Source organism: Hyphomicrobium sp. ghe19 (assembly GCF_902712875.1).
GTDB lineage: Bacteria > Pseudomonadota > Alphaproteobacteria > Rhizobiales > Hyphomicrobiaceae > Hyphomicrobium_B.
Window position 1 is genome coordinate 1,194,084 of sequence record NZ_LR743509.1, and the last position, 17,867, is coordinate 1,211,950.

Annotated in this window: 15 protein-coding genes; 9 read left to right on the forward strand and 6 right to left on the reverse strand. The window is 60.7% G+C overall.

The window, feature by feature from the left end; genetic code table 11:
* Positions 1-280: 280 nt before the first annotated feature.
* Entirely contained in the window at positions 281-853 is a 573-nt protein-coding gene (gene fae / locus AACL53_RS05640; protein ID WP_339083336.1) for a formaldehyde-activating enzyme, read from the reverse strand.
* Between the two features lie 142 nt (positions 854-995).
* The gene (locus AACL53_RS05645; protein WP_339083338.1) at positions 996-1,523 is read right to left on the reverse strand and encodes a hypothetical protein; all 528 of its coding nucleotides are present in this window, start codon (positions 1,521-1,523) and stop codon (positions 996-998) included.
* A 214-nt stretch (positions 1,524-1,737) separates the two neighbouring features.
* Between AACL53_RS05645 and recA the strand changes: the two genes are divergently transcribed.
* The 5 genes from recA (at position 1,738) to AACL53_RS05670 (ending at position 8,641) form a co-directional block, all read left to right on the forward strand.
* Positions 1,738-2,874: a recombinase RecA gene (gene recA, locus AACL53_RS05650; protein ID WP_339083341.1), complete on the forward strand. Its 1,137-nt coding sequence runs from the start codon at positions 1,738-1,740 to the stop codon at positions 2,872-2,874.
* 284 nt (positions 2,875-3,158) lie between these two features.
* Entirely contained in the window at positions 3,159-5,873 is a 2,715-nt protein-coding gene (gene alaS, locus AACL53_RS05655) for an alanine--tRNA ligase (RefSeq protein WP_339083343.1), read from the forward strand.
* Positions 5,874-5,892: 19 nt separating this feature from the next.
* Complete coding sequence (locus AACL53_RS05660; protein WP_339083345.1) at positions 5,893-6,615, forward strand: class I SAM-dependent methyltransferase; 723 nt, start codon at positions 5,893-5,895, stop codon at positions 6,613-6,615.
* A 122-nt stretch (positions 6,616-6,737) separates the two neighbouring features.
* A complete protein-coding gene (locus tag AACL53_RS05665) occupies positions 6,738-7,226 on the forward strand; it encodes a hypothetical protein (protein WP_339083347.1) in 489 nt (162 codons plus the stop codon).
* 350 nt (positions 7,227-7,576) lie between these two features.
* The gene (locus tag AACL53_RS05670) at positions 7,577-8,641 is read left to right on the forward strand and encodes a calcium-binding protein (protein WP_339083349.1); all 1,065 of its coding nucleotides are present in this window, start codon (positions 7,577-7,579) and stop codon (positions 8,639-8,641) included.
* A gap of 190 nt (positions 8,642-8,831) precedes the next feature.
* Here the strand turns inward: AACL53_RS05670 and AACL53_RS05675 are convergent, their stop codons facing one another.
* Both AACL53_RS05675 and AACL53_RS05680 read right to left on the reverse strand, forming a co-directional pair.
* Positions 8,832-9,194: a nuclear transport factor 2 family protein gene (locus AACL53_RS05675; RefSeq protein WP_339083351.1), complete on the reverse strand. Its 363-nt coding sequence runs from the start codon at positions 9,192-9,194 to the stop codon at positions 8,832-8,834.
* A 271-nt stretch (positions 9,195-9,465) separates the two neighbouring features.
* Positions 9,466-10,686 carry an NADP-dependent isocitrate dehydrogenase gene (locus AACL53_RS05680; RefSeq protein ID WP_339083353.1) on the reverse strand — a complete coding sequence of 407 codons (1,221 nt, stop codon included), beginning with the start codon at positions 10,684-10,686 and terminating at the stop codon, positions 9,466-9,468.
* 204 nt (positions 10,687-10,890) lie between these two features.
* Here AACL53_RS05680 and AACL53_RS05685 point away from each other — a divergent pair, with 204 nt between their 5' ends.
* The 4 genes from AACL53_RS05685 to AACL53_RS05700 all read left to right on the forward strand — a co-directional run bounded on the left by AACL53_RS05685 (position 10,891) and on the right by AACL53_RS05700 (position 15,781).
* Positions 10,891-12,171 carry an RNA methyltransferase gene (locus tag AACL53_RS05685; protein ID WP_339083355.1) on the forward strand — a complete coding sequence of 427 codons (1,281 nt, stop codon included), beginning with the start codon at positions 10,891-10,893 and terminating at the stop codon, positions 12,169-12,171.
* A 144-nt stretch (positions 12,172-12,315) separates the two neighbouring features.
* On the forward strand, positions 12,316-12,957 hold the full coding sequence (locus tag AACL53_RS05690) for a hypothetical protein (protein WP_339083357.1): 642 nt from the start codon (positions 12,316-12,318) through the stop codon (positions 12,955-12,957).
* A 209-nt stretch (positions 12,958-13,166) separates the two neighbouring features.
* Positions 13,167-13,784 carry a 30S ribosomal protein S4 gene (gene rpsD, locus AACL53_RS05695; RefSeq protein ID WP_092865383.1) on the forward strand — a complete coding sequence of 206 codons (618 nt, stop codon included), beginning with the start codon at positions 13,167-13,169 and terminating at the stop codon, positions 13,782-13,784.
* Positions 13,785-14,062: 278 nt separating this feature from the next.
* Positions 14,063-15,781, forward strand: coding sequence for an MFS transporter (locus tag AACL53_RS05700; RefSeq protein ID WP_339083359.1), 1,719 nt, complete (start codon positions 14,063-14,065; stop codon positions 15,779-15,781).
* 221 nt (positions 15,782-16,002) lie between these two features.
* On the opposite strand, the gene AACL53_RS05705 is transcribed toward AACL53_RS05700, so the two are convergent.
* The gene (locus AACL53_RS05705) at positions 16,003-16,644 is read right to left on the reverse strand and encodes a glutathione S-transferase family protein (RefSeq protein ID WP_339083361.1); all 642 of its coding nucleotides are present in this window, start codon (positions 16,642-16,644) and stop codon (positions 16,003-16,005) included.
* 115 nt (positions 16,645-16,759) lie between these two features.
* Positions 16,760-17,863: a paraquat-inducible protein A gene (locus AACL53_RS05710; protein WP_339083363.1), complete on the reverse strand. Its 1,104-nt coding sequence runs from the start codon at positions 17,861-17,863 to the stop codon at positions 16,760-16,762.
* Between the last annotated feature and the right edge of the window lie 4 nt (positions 17,864-17,867).

Below are 17,867 nucleotides of genomic sequence, written 5' to 3' on the forward strand. Positions count from 1 at the left end.
AGTTAAGTCGCGTCGTAGGCGTTGTACCCCATGCAGTTGGCCTGGCACCTCCATGGGCACGACCTGTATCCAAGACTAACGAGTATGAGCTAGGGGAGAGCCAGCGGCCACACAGCACCCGAGAAATTTATTGCGGTTGCTCACGGCTGGTTATGGCCCATTCCGGATACGGGATCGGCCAACCGCACTCGTCCGCTGTCTGACGGGAAGCGACCTAGGTTGTCGGTTGCGCCGGGCGACTCCCCTACGGGGAGCCGGCCGCCCGGCGCGAAGAGTTGTCTTAGATCTCGCCCTTCAGACCGCGCTCGAAGTATTTGTGGATGATCTTGTCCTGGTTCTCGAGCAGCCAATCGATCGAAGGCTGGTAGTTCATCGCCTTATGGATGGCGAGCGAGGTCGCCTTGCGGTGAATGTCGAATAGAACTTTGTGGTCGAGCTTCTCGATCGTGGCGACCGAAGGATGGAGCCAGACTGAAACGATGATGCCGAGGTCGTCGACCTTGTCTTTCGGCAGATCTCCCGAACGCACGGCATCGAGCACGCCCATCGCGGTCGCGTATTGGACGGTGCCCATCAGGATGCTCGTATAACGCTCGTTGTCGACGGTCACCTTGCTGACGCAGATCGTCGGCGGGCGCACCATGACGTCGGTGTTGAGAAGCGACAGGACGCGGGTGTGGCCTTTGACCTGATCGCCGAGGAGGGTCGCAAACGCGGTGCCGAACGGCCCATCCATCTCACCGATCGCAACTTCGGGTTCAGCCGCCGTTCCGGGAGGGCCGCCTGCAACAAGGGCTTCGCCGACGCGAATGCCGAAACGCCCTGATGCGGGGCGGGAAGTAGGACTGCTCATTACGTGTTCACCTTGTGCTTCGGATTATCGTTATGGCGCCGGTTTTAGACGCGGATATCGAGATACCCCAGAGCGCAGGTGGACGCGCCATAAGTTCCAGTTATGGCGCGCCGAAGGTTGCGAATTGATCCAGAACGCCTGTTTATTCGCAGGGCGTGTCGACAAGGCCGTCAGCGGCGGCCGAGTATCTGCGGCAGGTATTGGCGGCAACGGGGGTCGCCTCCTCCGTCGTTGCGACGGTCGCCGTTTTCGGGGCCGATTTCGAGGGTTCGTCTTGTGACGTCACAGAAGCCGTTTCCGGCAGACGGTCGCTCTTTTTCAGCACTGTCGTCCTCTCTGCGGCGGCCGTCAGCTTAGTGGCCTCAGCCGCCTTGGCGGCTGCGAGCTTCTGAGCTTCTCTTTTCTCGAGCGCTATAAGGCGCGCCCGTTTTGCCGCGGCTGCGGCGGCCGCAGCCTGCCGGGCTTCGGCAATGCGGCGCTCTCTTGCGCAGGCTGCTTCGTAGCGGCGACGGCGCTGCTGCTCCCAGGCGTTCTGCTCGGCAGCGTGGGCTCCGGCGCGAAGGAGGAACATGGCAAAATGGCCGCCGCCACCCATGCGCGCTTCGGCAGTCGACGCGAATGCGCTGGCGGCTACGACAGCGGCGAGGAACGTGGCAGAAATCTTGAGCACGGGAGCCTCCTTGGCTTGAACATGCACAGGAGATTGCGCCGTGGCGACAAGTGGCGCTGTTTCACCGGTTACAGGTGTAGCGCTAATAGAATTCAAGGCTCCGCGTTCGCGGGCTTTGAGAACAAAACGAGATTGACAGATTCGGAACAAATCAAGTACACAGATCCTTAATTGATGGCGTGGGGCGCTTGCCATAGGGATTGAGGGTGACACGATGGAACGGCCGGACTGGACTGTGCTCGAAGGGGGCAAAATGGATAAGAAGCAGGCGCTAGAGCAGGCACTCGCGCAGATCGACAAGGCCTTTGGCAAGGGGTCGATCATGCGGCTCGGCGCCCATGACAAGCTCGACATCGAGGCGATCTCGACGGGGTCGCTCGGTCTCGATATTGCGCTCGGTATCGGCGGATTGCCGAAGGGACGCATCATCGAGATCTATGGGCCTGAATCGTCGGGTAAGACGACGCTGGCTTTGCAGGTCGTCGCTGAAGCTCAGAAGAAGGGCGGCATTTGCGCGTTTGTCGACGCTGAACACGCGATCGATCCGGGCTACGCGAAGAAGCTCGGCGTGAAGGTCGAGGAGCTGTTGATTTCGCAGCCCGATACCGGCGAGCAGGCGTTGGAAATCGCCGATACGCTCGTGCGCTCAGGCGCCGTCGACGTGCTCGTCGTCGACTCGGTTGCGGCGCTGACGCCGAAGGCCGAGCTCGAAGGCGAGATGGGCGATAGCCTGCCGGGCCTTCAGGCGCGTCTGATGAGCCAGGCACTGCGCAAGCTGACGGGTTCGATCTCGAAGTCGAACACGATGGTGATTTTCATCAACCAGATCCGCATGAAGATCGGCGTCATGTTCGGCAATCCGGAGACGACGACGGGCGGCAATGCGCTGAAGTTCTATGCGTCCGTTCGTCTCGATATACGCCGCATCGGGCAGATCAAGGAACGCGAGGAAACCGTCGGCAACCAGACGCGCGTCAAGGTCGTCAAGAACAAGGTGGCTCCGCCCTTCAAGCAGGTCGAGTTCGACATCATGTATGGCGAAGGCATCTCGAAGGTCGGTGAGCTGATCGATCTCGGCGTCAAGGCCGGGCTCGTCGAGAAATCGGGCGCTTGGCTTTCCTATAACGGCGACCGTATCGGCCAGGGCCGCGAGAACGCGAAGACCTATCTCAAAGACAATCCGAAGGCGGCGGCCGAGTTGGAGCGGGCTATCCGCGCCAATGCCGGGCTCATCGTCGAGAAGATGCTCGCCGATCCGGGTGTTGGTGAGGATGACGGGGAAGAGCCGGACGAGGACGGGGTTCTCCCCGATGAGGAGTCTGGCAAGAAGGTCGCCAAGGCGAAGCGCTAAGGAGGCGACGATCGGCTGCTTCCGGCCGAGGTTGCTGTGCGCGGCTGTCGCCCACCGGTGAACCGATCCTCGGATCAGCCCGAGGATCGGACACCCGAGGGGGCTGGCAGGCGGGTTTTTGACGGGCGCCGGGCGTTCTGAAAATGCCGCGCCTCGCGTCATTCAGTCCGCTATCGCCTTTTCTGGACACGTTCAGAGGCCGCCGCTACAACGGCGGCCTTAAGCCGTTCCGAGGCGCGTTCTCGGAGCAAATTCACTCTCAATATCAGGCTCGAAAGCACCATATGGCCGGCGTCAGCGAAATCCGCGCTTCGTTTCTCGATTTCTTTGGAAAGAACGGGCACGAGATCGTGCCGTCGTCGCCGCTCGTGCCGCGCAACGATCCGACGCTCATGTTCACGAACGCCGGCATGGTGCAGTTCAAGAACGTCTTCACCGGTCAGGAGACGCGCGCCATTCCTCGCGCCACGTCATCGCAGAAATGCGTGCGCGCGGGCGGCAAGCACAACGACCTCGACAACGTCGGCTATACGGCGCGCCATCACACGTTCTTCGAGATGCTCGGCAACTTCTCGTTCGGCGACTACTTCAAAGAGCGCGCGATCGAGCTTGCCTGGAATTTGCTGACGAAGGACTTCGGCCTCGACAAGAAGCGGCTGCTCGTCACGATCTATCATACCGACGACGAAGCCTACGCGATCTGGAAGAAGATCTCGGGCTTCTCGGACAGCCGGATCATTCGCATCCCGACGAGCGACAACTTCTGGCAGATGGGCGACACGGGGCCGTGCGGCCCGTGCTCGGAAATTTTCTTCGATCATGGCGACAAGATTCCGGGGGGGCCTCCGGGCTCAGCCGATCAGGACGGCGATCGCTTCATCGAGATCTGGAATCTCGTGTTCATGCAGTTTGAGCAACGCGCTCCGGGAGACCGCGTCGCGCTGCCGAAGCCGTCGATCGACACGGGCATGGGGCTCGAGCGCGTCGCGGCGGTGCTGCAAGGCAAGCACGACAACTACGATATCGATCTCTTTCAGAATCTCATCCACGCCATTCGCCAGGAAGCTGCCAAGGCCGGTGCGAAGGAGAGCGGCGGCGAGGCGGGTCCCGAATTCCGCCATGTCGCGCAACGCGTCATCGCCGATCATCTTCGCTCGACGAGCTTCCTGATCGCTGACGGGGTGCTGCCGTCAAACGAGGGCCGCGGATACGTGCTCCGCCGCATCATGCGCCGCGCCATGCGCTACGCGCATCAGATGGGCTGCGTCGAACCTCTGATGTATCACCTCGTCCCCGCGCTCGTTCGCGAGATGGGGGATGCTTACCCCGAACTGGTACGCGCGCAGCCGCTGATCAGCGAGACGCTCAAGCTCGAAGAGTCGAAGTTCAAGCGCACGCTCGACAACGGTCTCAAGCTGCTCGGCGAAAGCTCGGGCAACCTCAAAAAGGGTGCGGTGTTTCCCGGCGATGTCGCGTTCAAGCTCTACGATACCTACGGTTTTCCGCTCGATCTGACCGAAGACGCGCTGAAGCCGCGCGGCATCACTGTCGATACGGCGGCGTTCGACGAAGCGATGAAGAAGCAAAAGGATGCAGCGCGCGCCGCCTGGAAGGGTTCGGGCGAGGCTGCGACCGAAGGCCAGTGGTTCGAGATCAAGGACAAGACCGGCGCCACGGAATTCCTCGGCTACGATACGGAGACGGCTGAAGGCATCATCACCGCACTCGTTTCGGGCCGTTCCGAGGCGACGGAATTGAAAGCCGGCGAAGAAGGCGCGCTGATCTTCAACCAGACGCCGTTCTACGGCGAAAGCGGCGGCCAGCTCGGCGACCAGGGGCTCGTGAAAGGCCCCAAGGGCGCAATCTTCCGCGTGACGGATACGCAGAAGAAGCTCGGCGATTTGTTCGTGCACTTCGGCAAGGTCGAGAAGGGGAGCTTCAAGGCGGGCGACGCCGTGGAGCTGGAGGTCGATCACGCGCGGCGGTCGGCGACGCGGGCCAACCATTCGGCGACGCATCTTCTGCATGAAGCTTTGCGGCAGGTGCTCGGCACGCACGTTGCGCAGAAGGGCTCGCTCGTTTCGCCCGATCGTTTGCGCTTCGACTTCTCGCACACGAAGCCGATGTCGGCGGAAGAAGTGAAGGCGGTCGAGGATATCGCGAACGCAGTGCTGCTCGAGAACACGCCGGTGGTCACCCGGCTGATGAACATCGACGACGCGCGCGCGACGGGCGCGATGGCGCTCTTCGGCGAAAAGTACGGCGAGGAAGTTCGCGTCGTGTCGATGGGATCGACGCGCCCCGGCGCCAACAAGGCATGGTCGGTCGAGCTGTGCGGCGGCACGCATGTATCGCGCACGGGCGACATCGGTCTCATCCGCGTTGTCGCCGAGAGCGGAAGTGCTGCCGGTGTGCGGCGGCTCGAGGCGCTGACGGGTGAAGGCGCCCGTGCCTACCTCGACGAGCAGGATGCGCGCGTGAAGGAAGCTGCGAGTGTTCTGAAGACGCGGCCCGAAGATCTGGTCGAGCGGCTGAAGCATCTGGTCGAAGAGCGCAAGGCACTCGAGAAGCAGCTGGCGGATGCGAAGCGGCAGATCGCGCTCGGAGGCGGCGGCGCTGGCGCTGGCGCGGCAGCCAACGGCGAAGCTATTCGCAGTATCGGCAACGTGAAGCTGCTGGCGCGTACGGTTCAGGGCCTCAACCCCAAAGATCTGCGCGGACTGATCGACGACGGAAAGAAGCAGGTCGGCTCCGGCATCGTTGCCGTCGTCGGCGTGACGGAAGACGGCAAAGCGGGGCTCGCGGTCGGCGTCACTGACGATCTCGTCAAGACGTGGAGCGCGGTCGACCTCGTCAAAGCGGGCGCGGAAGCGCTTGGCGGCAAGGGCGGTGGCGGACGTCCCGACATGGCGCAGGCCGGTGGTCCGGATGGCGCTAAGGCGGGAGATGCGCTGAAAGCGATCGAGGCGCGGCTCGCGGGACAGGCTTCGGCCGCGTAACGCCTCGCCGTAGGAAGCTATGAGCAACACGAACGGCGATGGATGGGACTCTTCCGCCGCGGCCTGGATCGCGTCGCTCGGGGATGGCGGGGATTTCGGCCGTCAATTCGTTCTCGATGCGCCAATGCTCGGCCGCGTCAAGGGCCGCGGCTTCAAAACGGCGCTGGACGTCGGCTGTGGCGAAGGCCGCTTCTGCCGAATGCTGCGAAATGAAGGTATCCGGCCGCTCGGGATCGATCCGACTGCAGCCCTCGTTGCGCGGGCGTTGGAACTCGATCCGGATGGAGCCTACCGCATCTGCCGTGCCGAAGAGTTGAACGAGCCGCCGGCTTCGTTCGATCTCGTCGTCTGTTATCTGACGCTGATCGACATCGCCGATATCTCGCGCGCGGCATCGCGGTTCATCGAGGCTTTGCGACCCGGCGGAACGCTTCTCATCGCCAATCTCACGAGTTTCAGCACGGCAGCGATCGACGGCTGGACGACGGATGCGGATGGGCGACGGCGGTTCTGTATCGACAACTATCTCGAAGAGCGGGCGGAGTGGGTCGCCTGGCGCGGGATCGAAATTCGCAATTGGCACCGGCCGCTCAGCACATACATGTCGCTCTTCCTCGATCATGGATTGATCTTGCGCCATTTCGCGGAGCCTTCTCCGACTGGCGGCGATCCAGAAGTCGCCGAGCGATGCCGCCGCGTTCCTTATTTTCACATCATGGAATGGGAGAAGCCCGCGGCTTGAGAGGATTGCGAGCGATGATGCTGCGGTGCGAAACGCATCTACCTTTCCTGTAATTCACTGATGACCATCGGGAATATTCGGTATATACGCGCCGCATTCTTCCTGCCGAGGAGCACTTTCTCATGGTTCGCACGCGTTCTTTCAGACTGCTGGCTCCAATCACCGTCGCGGCTTTGGCGTTCGCGCTTCCCGCGCTCGCAGACGACCCCATCGTCAAGCTGCCGGCGACACCGGCGCCCTCAGCGGGTCCGACGATGTCGGCTGCGACAGAGTTTTGCGGCGACGCTTCCGGTAAGGCCGAAGAATTGATCACGCGCTATTCGTCGAAGGCTGGTTTGCAGAATGTTTATACGAGCGATCTGTATACCGCTTTCAGCGACGATCCGAAGAACGCGACCGTGATGTACACGTTCACGACCAAGCACAATCCCGCTTATCCCGCCGCTGTCTGCCGCAAGGTGGTGCACGAGGGGGATGCCCTCACAGTGCAGATGAAGGTCGTTTGCGACGGCAAGCAAGAGGCGTGCGCCAAGCTGCAGAACGACTTCAACGTGATGACGGCGAAGATGCAGGCCGAGGTCGATCAGCAGATCGCGGCTCAGAAGAAGTAATTTTTTCCGCGAGCCGTGGCTCCCGGCTTTCGCAGGGATGACAACGGGGGTGAAGCACAAGGTGCCACCAACTCAATATCATCTTCGGCTTTGGGCCGAGGGATCCCCCCACGGTTCAACTCATTTCTGCTGCTTGATGTGTCCTCGGGACAAGCCCGAGGATGACACTTTGAATATGTGGCCGACGGTGGGAGGTTTTGCTCCACGACGAGGGCGGATCGTCGGTGGACGGTTGTAGTTAGCGAGATGTTAATGGGTCATTAAGCATAATAGCTGAAGCAAGAGGAATGAAGCGGCGCACCGAGTCCGCGCGCCGGAGCGGAAATTCCATTTATTTAAGAGATTTCACCATGACGCCGATCCAAGGCACCGCTTCCACGGCTCTTTCCATCCTTCAGCGCATGAATAGCTCCAAGGGAGCCGCACCGGACCCGGCTGTCAGCGGGCAGGGAACTGCCTTCCACCCGTTGGAGATTGTCAGCAACGCCAGCAAGCAGGCGGCTGAGAAGGTCGTCGCCATCCTCAACGAACAAGGTGGCACGATCGATCTTTCCAGATATGGCTCAGCGAAGACCTCGGTCACCGCTGGAGATAATGCCACGACTCCCACAGAGGATGTGAATGCGGCTCTCGCGGCCCTGAACCATGTCACGATCTATTCCGGCGACGGCAATGACTATACCTCGGTTCAGAAATACGCGACGATCCATTCCGGGGGTGGGAATGATATCTTGCGCGCCTACGACCACTCGACGATCGATGCTGGTGACGGAGATGACTGGGTGCACGTCTACGATCACGCTGCGGTTGATGGCGGTGCCGGCAATGACGAAATCCGTACCTACGACTATTCGACAGTCGACGCCGGCGATGGCGACGATTTCGTTGTCACACTCGGCAACTCGACGATCAAGGGTGGCGCCGGAAACGACACCCTTGTCGTCAGCAGTAGGCGTAGTGAGCAAAATTCGACCTTTGACAACGCGACTGTCGATGGCGGGGACGGGGACGATTACATCCAGGTCAACGGCAACTCCACGGTGATCGGCGGGACCGGCAACGACACGATCCGGCTGATAGGTGACGGCAATACCGTCATCTTCAATAAAGGCGATGGGCAAGACACTATCGGTGTTGGCCGAGGTTACGCCAATGCCAAGGATAGCGCCACGATCAATATCAAAGGCTACAGCGCCGACGATGTCACGGTAACCCGCGACACGGATAAGGTCACCGTTTCGTTCAAGGGCTCAGATGACGCGATTACGGTGCAAGTCAGATATAACGCCTCCGCGAAGTTGGCCTTCGAGGACGGCTCCGCCATCGACGTAACACCAGCGAAATTTGCGACGCTGAAGGAAGTGCATGCCTACACCGATGCGCTTTTCGGCGATCCTCGGCCGATTCCTATGTAGGTAATGCCGCTCTGACCGTTCGGAGCGAACCGCGAGCGAACGTATGCGGATCGTTGCCGTGGATTCCGGTCTTCGGCCCTGATGACGGAGTTGAGCCTTTCTTTTTCAACTCGCGCCTGGTGCTTGATGGATCCTCGGGACGAGCCCGAGGATGACAACTTGAATTTGCGCGGGCGGCGCAGAGGCTTCCTCAATTCCAGGTGTGGAGGAGGATCTGGAAATCACTGCCATTGCGTTTGACGACATTCACCCAGTTGCCGCCGTACTGCTTTGACGCTCCGTTCTCGCCCGGTCCGTTCAGCTGCCACTTGCCGCTGGCAATCAGCGTGTCGCCGTTTTCGATGACGTTATCGACGGCGATCTTGTGATCGGAGAAGCCGTTGGCTCGAAGATCCTTGAAGAAGTTGCCGATCGCTTCAGGGCCTTTGACCGGCGCGCCGCCAGCGGGAATGACCAAAGCATCGGGAGCGTAAAAACCGCCGAGGGTCGCCGTGTCTCCTTTGTTGAATGTGTCGTCCCACTTGGCAGCTTTATTCGCTACTTCGCTTGTCATCGATTTCTCCTTGTCTTCACGTGAATTCAAACAATGCATTCTATTGGCCGGTTCCGTGCTCTCGCCTGATGAGAACGGCTCCGATCCCGCTTCGGCGTGGATCTCCACGAATTGCCGCCGGTGGAATGGAAGGAATAACTCGCGCGGCGGCTATTAGTGCCCCGCGAGCCATATGTGGCCGACATGGCGCATGCCGGTCATAGAGAACGACGATGCGATCGTCGCTGATGGCGCGGACAGTTCGCGCTCAAATTGCCGGCAAGGCGTCTGCCTATGCTGTCTTCGCCATCGCCGCTTTGAGGTTGGCGTCGACCTTTTGTAGGAAGCCGGTCGTCGACAGCCATTTTTGATCGGGGCCGACGAGGAGCGCCAAGTCCTTCGTCATGTAGCCCGACTCGACAGTCTGAATGCAGACGCGTTCGAGCGTCTTGCAGAAGTTCAGTAGCTTTTCGTTGCCGTCGAGCTTGGCGCGGTGTCCGAGGCCGCGCGTCCAGGCGAAGATCGACGCGATCGAATTGGTCGACGTTTCCTTGCCCTTCTCATGCTCGCGGTAATGCCGCGTGACGGTGCCGTGGGCTGCCTCCGCTTCGACGGTCTTGCCGTCCGGCGTCATCAGCACGCTCGTCATGAGGCCGAGCGAACCGAAGCCCTGGGCAACCGTATCGGACTGAACGTCGCCGTCGTAGTTCTTGCACGCCCAGACGTAACCGCCCGACCACTTGAGCGCGCTCGCCACCATGTCGTCGATGAGGCGATGCTCGTAGGTGAGCTTGCGCTTCGTGAATTCGGCTTTGAACTCCGCCTCGTAGACTTCTTGGAAGATGTCCTTGAAGCGGCCGTCGTAGGCTTTGAGGATCGTGTTCTTCGTCGACAGGTAAACGGGATAGTTGCGCGAGAGGCCGTAATTGAGCGAGGCGCGCGCGAAGTCGCGGATCGATTCATCGAGATTGTACATCGCGAGCGCGACGCCTGCGTCCGGCGCCTTGAAGACTTCCTTCTCGATCACCGTTCCGTCCTCGCCGACGAACTTGATCGTCAGCACGCCCTTGCCGGGGAACTTGAAATCGGTCGCCTTATACTGGTCGCCGAACGCGTGGCGGCCGACGATGATCGGCTGGGTCCAGCCGGGGACGAGGCGCGGCACGTTCTTGCAGATGATCGGCTCGCGGAAGATGACGCCGCCCAGGATGTTGCGGATCGTGCCGTTAGGGCTCTTCCACATTTCCTTCAGGCCGAATTCTTTGACGCGCGCTTCGTCGGGCGTGATCGTCGCGCATTTGATGCCGACGCCATGCTTCTTGATGGCGTTGCCGGCGTCGATCGTCACCTGGTCGCTGGTCTTGTCGCGGTTTTCGACGCTCAGATCGTAGTATTCGAGATTAACGTCGAGGTAGGGGTGTATCAGTTTGTCCTTGATCAGCTTCCAGATAATGCGGGTCATCTCGTCGCCGTCGAGTTCGACGACGGTGCCTTCAACCTTGATTTTTTGCATGGGATGTCTCGCGAAGAAGAATGGAAGCTGGAAATTAAGACCATAACGACACGGTCGCGGCTCACGAAGTGAACCTTCGCCGCAGTCGTGCGGCAGATCTCGGATTGGTTCAAGTTCGAAGCGAAAAGAAGCGTGGATGTTGGGCGCGATCCCGCCTAATTGTACGCCAACAACGGCAAGCACTTGAGGCGCGCGGAGGCGTCATTGAACGTCGAAACCGAAACAATGAAAAACGAGGCTGCGCCCGAGATCCGCATCGGGGGCGGCGTACCTGTGATCGGTCCTGGGGACACTCCGGTCGCCGAGGTCGTGCACGCCTGCCATTCCGCGTCGATCGACCAGGGGCTCGCAGCGCTCGCTATCCCAGGTCTCGACCGCGAAACGCTCGAGCCTGTGCTGCAGTATTGCGCCGGGCTTCGATGCGTTGCCGACAACGTGTCGTGCCCGGGCTGCAAACGGCGCACTGAGGCGCTGGGGATCGAGACGCTCGATCAGTTCATCCTCAGCAAGAAGGAGGTGATCGTCGGCGATGGCCGCGTTCGCCTCAAGGGTGAGGGGACGGAGACGGTTACGACGCCGTGCCTCGAAACGCTTTCCAAGCAGTGGTCGGGCGAAAATTACTGGTTTTGGGCGCGCCGCGTCATTCGCAAGCTGCGGCATGGGTTGCGGCGCGCGCATATGCGGGGCGAGCCCGTTGCGGGTGAAGGCGAGACGCCGTCCGTCATTCTGATGGAGCCACAACTCGCTGATAACATCGGGATGGTGGCCCGCGCCTGCGCGAACTTCGGGCTCGACGATCTGCGCCTCGTCAGCCCGCGTGACGGCTGGCCGAATGAAAAAGCGCGGATCGCGGCGTCGGGCGCGAACTACATCATCGACGATGCGCGGGCGTACGGAACGCTGGAAGAGAGTATCGCCGATCTGAACTGGGTCGGGGCCACGACGGCGCGCCAGCGGGATCTTCGCAAACCCGTTCTGACGCCGGAGCAGGCTATCGTCGAAATGCGGAAGCGGATCGGCCGCGGCGAGCGGTGTGGGGTGCTGTTCGGGCGCGAGCGTAACGGTCTCGAGACGAACGAGGTCGCGGTGGCCGACGCATTCATCATGATTCCAGTAAATTCTCGTTTCGCTTCTCTCAACCTGGCGCAGGCGGTGCTGCTGACGGGATACGAATGGATGCGCAGCGACGCCGGGCGAAGTCTTGGCCGGGTTACAACCTACGAGAAGCCTCTCAGCGAGGGGCTCTACATGGGACGGGACCGGCCGGCCACGAAGGAAGAACTGTTTGGTTTATTTGAACATTTGGAGCGCGAGCTCGAGGCCAACGGGTTCTTCAATCCCGCCCATCGCAGATCTGCAGTGTCACAAAATCTGCGTACACTCTTGACGAGGCTCAATGCGACAGAGCAGGAAGTCCGCACCCTTCGTGGCATAGTTGCCACGCTTTCACAGGGCAAAGGAAGGGCCCGAAAACAGGGGGAGTAGGTGCCTTCATATAGCCAAGTTTTGGGCCGAGCGATGCCAAGTCGATAGTCTACTGGCAATATGCAACGTGGCCACTGCAAGGGCCGCGCCTGGATTTCGCATTCACTAAAAAAGAAAATCGAAGAGGCGCTACTGGAGATGTGGATGAACACGAGGGCGGGGGCAGTGTTTGCGGGTGCGATGGCGTTGTCGCTTATGGGTACGGTGGTGCCCGCTGGCGCGCAGGAGCTCAGCGAGCATGCTGTGAGATCATTTATGGAGTATGCGTGGTCGCTTACGCCGCAGCAATTCTCCAAGCCTGATGGGTCGGTCATCGTGATCGACAAAACGAAGAAGGCTGAAGTCGAGGTTCCGCTCGACGTCGCCCGCGACGTGATCAAGGCCGGCCGGCTTTCGGCTCACGCCCAGATCTGCGATCTGCGTGACGATCAGGTGCTCAATCACCGGGCCATGATGCGCCGGGAAGAGGCCAAGAAGAAGTGGACCCAGCAAAATCTGGTCTATATCAGCCAGTTGCACCTGACGACGGTCATGCTTTTGACCGGGCGGATCAAGCTCGTCGAGAAGGAGGGCGACAAGGAAGTCGTCGTCGACGAGAAGAAATCGCCCGCTCAGACGTGCTCGGACGAGCAGCGCAAGAAGGTTAAGGAAATGATTGCGGCTTACGTCGCCGCCAGCCCGCCGCCGAATTTCGCGGCCGCCGCGCCGCCTGCGGCCCCGGCTCCGGGCGCTCCTGTCGCAACCGGGTCGACTTCGGTCACGGAAACGACGATCGATAAGAAATAAGCGGCAGATAGGCCGTTGACGAGGCGGCCGGACGCCGGTAAACCCTGTCTTCTTCGCGGGTCCTTCGGGGCCCGCGTTTGATTTGTGCGCACCCGTGGCGGGACTGTCGAAGGTCCATGCCTGTCGGCCCTCAAGTTGAGGGATGAGGAGGGGGCGCTCCAAAGTCACGGTTCAACAGAACCGTGCCATAACTCATGGAGTGCTAGAAGATGACTAAGCGCGTTCGCGCCAAGCATAAGATCGACCGCCGCCTCGGCGAGAACATCTGGGGCCGTCCGAAGAGCCCGCTCAACCGCCGCGAGAGCCGTCCCGGCCAGCATGGCGAGCGCCGCTCGGGCAAGCTTTCCGATTTCGGTCAGCAGCTCAAGGCCAAGCAGAAGCTCAAAGGTTATTACGCATCGATTTCGGAGCGTCAGTTCCGTGCGGCTTACGATGAAGCTTCGCGCCTCAAGGGTTCGACGTCGGAGCACCTGATCGGCCTTCTCGAGCGCCGCCTCGACGCGCTCGTCTACCGCGCCAAGTTCGTGCCGACGGTGTTCGCCGCTCGCCAGTTCGTCAGCCACGGCCACGTGACCGTCAACGGCAAGCGCGTCACCGTTCCGAGCTACCGGCTCAAGATCGGCGATGTCGTCGAAGTTCGCGAGAAGGCGAAGCAGCTTGCTCTCGTTCTCGAAGCGATCAAGAGCGCCGAGCGCGATCTGCCGGATTACATCAACGTCGACCACAGCAAGATGACGGCATCGCTGACGCGCGTTCCGGCACTGAGCGACGTGCCGTATCCGGTCCAGATGGAACCGAACCTCGTCGTCGAATTCTATTCGCGCTAATCGCTCACGCTGGCTGTTCCGCGCGAAGGCGCGGGCCAGCTCCGCGGGGGCGGCGCTCGCGCCGTCGCCCGGTCGGGCTCACGGCCGTCGGCCGAAGTGTTTTGTGAATTTGAAAAGGCTGCCGTTGAGGCGGCCTTTTTTGCTGTGTCGCGCAATCCAAACCCTCATCGACATAGCTCTGTTCGTCATTTCCTTATGAGGAACAGTCATTCGCTCTCGACCCGCTATGTGCGTAGAGTGCGTTCATAAAAACGATGCTCTCTTGGGGGGAAGTGCACATGGCAAGCGTCGAAACGGGGACTCTCGCCGATCGACAGACGACAGGCATTACCGGGCCGGAACGAAAGGTCATTTTCGCGTCTTCGCTCGGCACGGTTTTCGAGTGGTACGACTTCTACCTTTACGGCTCGCTTGCGACCATAATCGCCGCGCAGTTCTTCTCGCTGAAGGATCCGGCGGGCAACTTCATCTACAATGAATCGACGCGCAACATCTTCGCTCTGCTCGCGTTCGCTGCCGGCTTCATCGTCCGGCCGTTCGGCGCCATCATCTTCGGACGGATTGGCGATCTCGTCGGGCGGAAAAACACCTTCCTCGTAACGATCCTGATCATGGGCCTGTCGACCTTCGTCGTCGGCTTGTTGCCGAGTGCAGCGTCGATCGGCATCGCGGCGCCGATCATTCTGATCGCGCTTCGTCTGCTGCAGGGCTTGGCGCTCGGCGGCGAGTACGGCGGCGCGGCGACATACGTTGCCGAGCACGCTCCGACCGGACGGCGCGGCTTGTATACGAGCTGGATACAGACGACGGCGACGCTCGGCCTATTCCTGTCGCTCATCGTCATCCTTGCGGTCCGTACCATCGTCGGCGAGGATGCATTCAAGGAATGGGGCTGGCGCATTCCGTTCCTCGTCTCGATCCTTTTGCTCGGGGTCTCGGTCTGGATCCGTCTGTCGCTGTCGGAATCGCCGGCCTTCAAGAAGATGAAGGAGGAGGGCAAGGGCTCGAAGGCACCGCTGACCGAAAGCTTCTTGCACTATCCCAACAACAAGTACGTTCTCTTAGCGCTGCTCGGCCTAGTCGCCGGCCAGGGCGTCGTTTGGTACACAGGCCAATTCTACGCGCTGTTCTTCCTGCAGAGCATCCTCAAGGTCGACGGCTACACCGCGAACCTCCTGATCGCGTGGTCGCTCTTGCTCGGCACGCTTTTCTTCGTGTTCTTCGGGTGGCTGTCGGACAAGATCGGCCGCAAGCCAGTCATCCTCGCCGGCTGCCTGATCGCCGCTCTCACATATTTCCCTCTCTTCAAGCTCCTTGCCGAGACGGCCAATCCGGCGCTCGCTCATGCGATCGAGACGGGGCAGGTGAAGGTCGTAGCTGACCCAGCCGAGTGCGGCTCGCTGTTCAACCCCGTCGGCACGCGCAAATATACGACCGCTTGCGATAAGGCTCGCGACTGGCTCGCAAAGGCGTCGGTCAAGTACACGACCGAGGCTGGACCGGCTGGTCAGCCGGCCAAGGTTGCGATTGCGGGCAAAGAAATTGCTGCCGCCGACCTTGAGAAAGCCGTCGGCGATCCGAAGGACAAGATCACGGTCGGAAGTCAGGCGATCACCGAAGCGGGCTATCCGACGGCGGGGGATGCAAGCATCGTGAAGTTGTCCAGTCCTGTCGACATCTTCAACCCTCAGGCCGGCACCGTGATCGGTATCCTGTTCATCCTGGTGCTCTATGTCACCATGGTCTACGGGCCGATCGCGGCAGCGCTGGTCGAACTCTTTCCGACCAAGATTCGCTACACCTCGATGTCATTGCCTTATCACATCGGCAATGGGTGGTTCGGCGGCCTGTTGCCCGCCACCGCCTTCGCGATGGTCGCCGCGACAGGGGACATCTACTACGGCCTCTGGTACCCGATCGTGGTTGCGGCGGCGACGGCCGTGATCGGCTTCCTGTTCATTCCGGAAACGAAGGATCGCGACATCCATACGATCTGACGCGAGCGCCGATGCGCGTTGAAAATCAAAAGGCCGCCCTCGCTGGCGGCCTTTTTTGTTTACGCACTTCCGCGAGTGGCGCGATCTCTCTCTCTCCATCATCCCGGCGAAGGCCGGGATCCATCCAGGCCGGATACTTGCGATGAATGGATGCTTGGACAGATCCCCGCCTGCGCGGGGATGACGTTTGACGGCCGAGGATAACCGTTGGTGCTCGACGTTCAGCGTTTGCCGTAAAGATCGTTGAACGCCACCATGACGTGCTCGCGGTAGGCAGGGCGGGCTTTCAGCCGTTCATACCACGCTTCGACGTTCGGAAGGCTCGGGCGCTCGATTTCGATGCCGTAGTAGCGGAAGAGAAGAGCGCCTGTCGTAATGTCGGCAAGGCTCAGGCTCTCGCCGAGCATGTGCTCTTTTCCCTGCAGCCAGCGATCGAGAAGCCCAAAATGCTTCGCGCTTTGCTCGACACCGCGATTGATTATCGACCAGTCTCTTTCCGCGTCGGGCGTGCGGTAGAAGGCCCAAAACACGTCATTGAGGAAAGCCGGCTGCAATGTCGTTGCCGACCAATCCATCCAGCGTTCGTAATTGGAGCGTTCAAAGGCATCGTCAGACCAGAAGCGGTCTTTGCCGTAGCGCGCCGCCAGGTAGCGAAGAATGGCGTGAGATTCCCAAACGGCATGTCCCTCGTCGTCGATTGTGGGAATGCGACCGTGAGGGTTCATGGCGAGGTATGCAGGTGTGTCGAGTTTCCCGAAGTCACCGCCCGCCGCGATGTGCTCGTGCGAGAGGTTCAATTCTCCGACGAGCCACATGACTTTTTGGACGTTCAACGAGTTTCGGCGTCCCCAGACTTTCAGCATTGCTTGTTTCGCTCATCAATCGATCTGCCCGTCGCGCGGGCGGCAACGATATAGCGGGATTGGGCGAGACATATCCAGGCCTCGCTCGTTCGATCCAAGATAGCGAACGATCTGCTCAGATGGTTTTCCATCCTCGGCGGCGGGCGATCGCGACGCCGGGATTTGGCGCGATGGCCGGGCCGCCATCGGGCCTGCGTTTGCGGCGACGGCGGCCGGAGGGCGGCTCGGCGTTGGCCCATCCGTACGCCAGGATCGTCATCAATGCCGAGGCCGCGAAGAAATAGACGCCCGGCAGCACGCGGGCTTCCGTATAGCCCGACGAGTTGACGTAGAAGATCATCAGCGCCAGCACCATGACGTCGGTCATCGAATAGCGGCCGATCCATTCCATCGTTGCGAACGACTTTCGGCGGAAATCATCCGGCATGTCGTGCGCGGTAATCAGCGTCAGCAGATAGAAGAGCTTCAGGAACGGGAAGAACACGGATACAGCGAACACGATGGCGCAGAGGAAATATTCGTTGTTCTCGAAGAGCGCGTACATGATCGTCAGGATCGAATGCTCGTTCGTCCAGACGTAGACGGTCGTGAAGCGGATCGTCGGCAATATGAGACCGAGCGCGAAGAATACGGTCGCGAGAATGATCAGGAAGCTCAGCGCGAAGTTGCGCCAGCCGGATGTCCTCGTCACTTGGCCGATGTCGGGCTGAGGCAATACGGGGACGAGTTCGGGTGCCGCGGCCATCCCATCGGTTCGTATCCACGCGTAAGAGAGGATCATCAGCATGACGGCCGCCGTGAAGAAGTAGACGCCGTTGAGGCTCGAGGCATCGTAGACGCCCTGGCTCTTGATGAAGAAAATCGTGAGGGCGAGCACCAGCACGTCGTGCATCGACCATTTGCCGAGCCATTCGAGCGCGCGCAGCCGGCCTTGATGGCGAACGATCTCAGCCGGGGGCAAGGTCGAGACGAGCAGCAGGTAGAGAAGTTTCGTTACCGGCAATAGAATCGAGAAGATCAGGACGATCAGTCCGAGGAACGTCTGGCCGTCGTGCAGCAGGACGCCGACAGTCGAGAGCAGCGAATGCTCCGTCGTCCAGAACGAGAAGGTCGTGAGCTTCAGGATCGGCATCGTAATGCCGAGCGCGAGACAGACGCTGGCGGTCAAGATCGTCAGCGAGAGAATGAAGCGCGTGCCGCCCAACCACTTGCCTCGCACAATC

Excerpts from the sequence above, each read along its gene's own strand:
- fae (WP_339083336.1), bottom strand. The coding sequence starts at position 853 with ATGAGCAGTCCTACTTCCCGCCCCGCATCAGGGCGTTTCGGCATTCGC.
- recA (WP_339083341.1), top strand. The coding sequence starts at position 1,738 with ATGGAACGGCCGGACTGGACTGTGCTCGAAGGGGGCAAAATGGATAAG.
- alaS (WP_339083343.1), top strand. The coding sequence starts at position 3,159 with ATGGCCGGCGTCAGCGAAATCCGCGCTTCGTTTCTCGATTTCTTTGGA.
- AACL53_RS05660 (WP_339083345.1), top strand. The coding sequence starts at position 5,893 with ATGAGCAACACGAACGGCGATGGATGGGACTCTTCCGCCGCGGCCTGG.
- AACL53_RS05665 (WP_339083347.1), top strand. The coding sequence starts at position 6,738 with ATGGTTCGCACGCGTTCTTTCAGACTGCTGGCTCCAATCACCGTCGCG.
- AACL53_RS05670 (WP_339083349.1), top strand. The coding sequence starts at position 7,577 with ATGACGCCGATCCAAGGCACCGCTTCCACGGCTCTTTCCATCCTTCAG.
- AACL53_RS05675 (WP_339083351.1), bottom strand. The coding sequence starts at position 9,194 with ATGACAAGCGAAGTAGCGAATAAAGCTGCCAAGTGGGACGACACATTC.
- AACL53_RS05680 (WP_339083353.1), bottom strand. The coding sequence starts at position 10,686 with ATGCAAAAAATCAAGGTTGAAGGCACCGTCGTCGAACTCGACGGCGAC.
- AACL53_RS05690 (WP_339083357.1), top strand. The coding sequence starts at position 12,316 with ATGAACACGAGGGCGGGGGCAGTGTTTGCGGGTGCGATGGCGTTGTCG.
- rpsD (WP_092865383.1), top strand. The coding sequence starts at position 13,167 with ATGACTAAGCGCGTTCGCGCCAAGCATAAGATCGACCGCCGCCTCGGC.
- AACL53_RS05700 (WP_339083359.1), top strand. The coding sequence starts at position 14,063 with ATGGCAAGCGTCGAAACGGGGACTCTCGCCGATCGACAGACGACAGGC.
- AACL53_RS05705 (WP_339083361.1), bottom strand. The coding sequence starts at position 16,644 with ATGCTGAAAGTCTGGGGACGCCGAAACTCGTTGAACGTCCAAAAAGTC.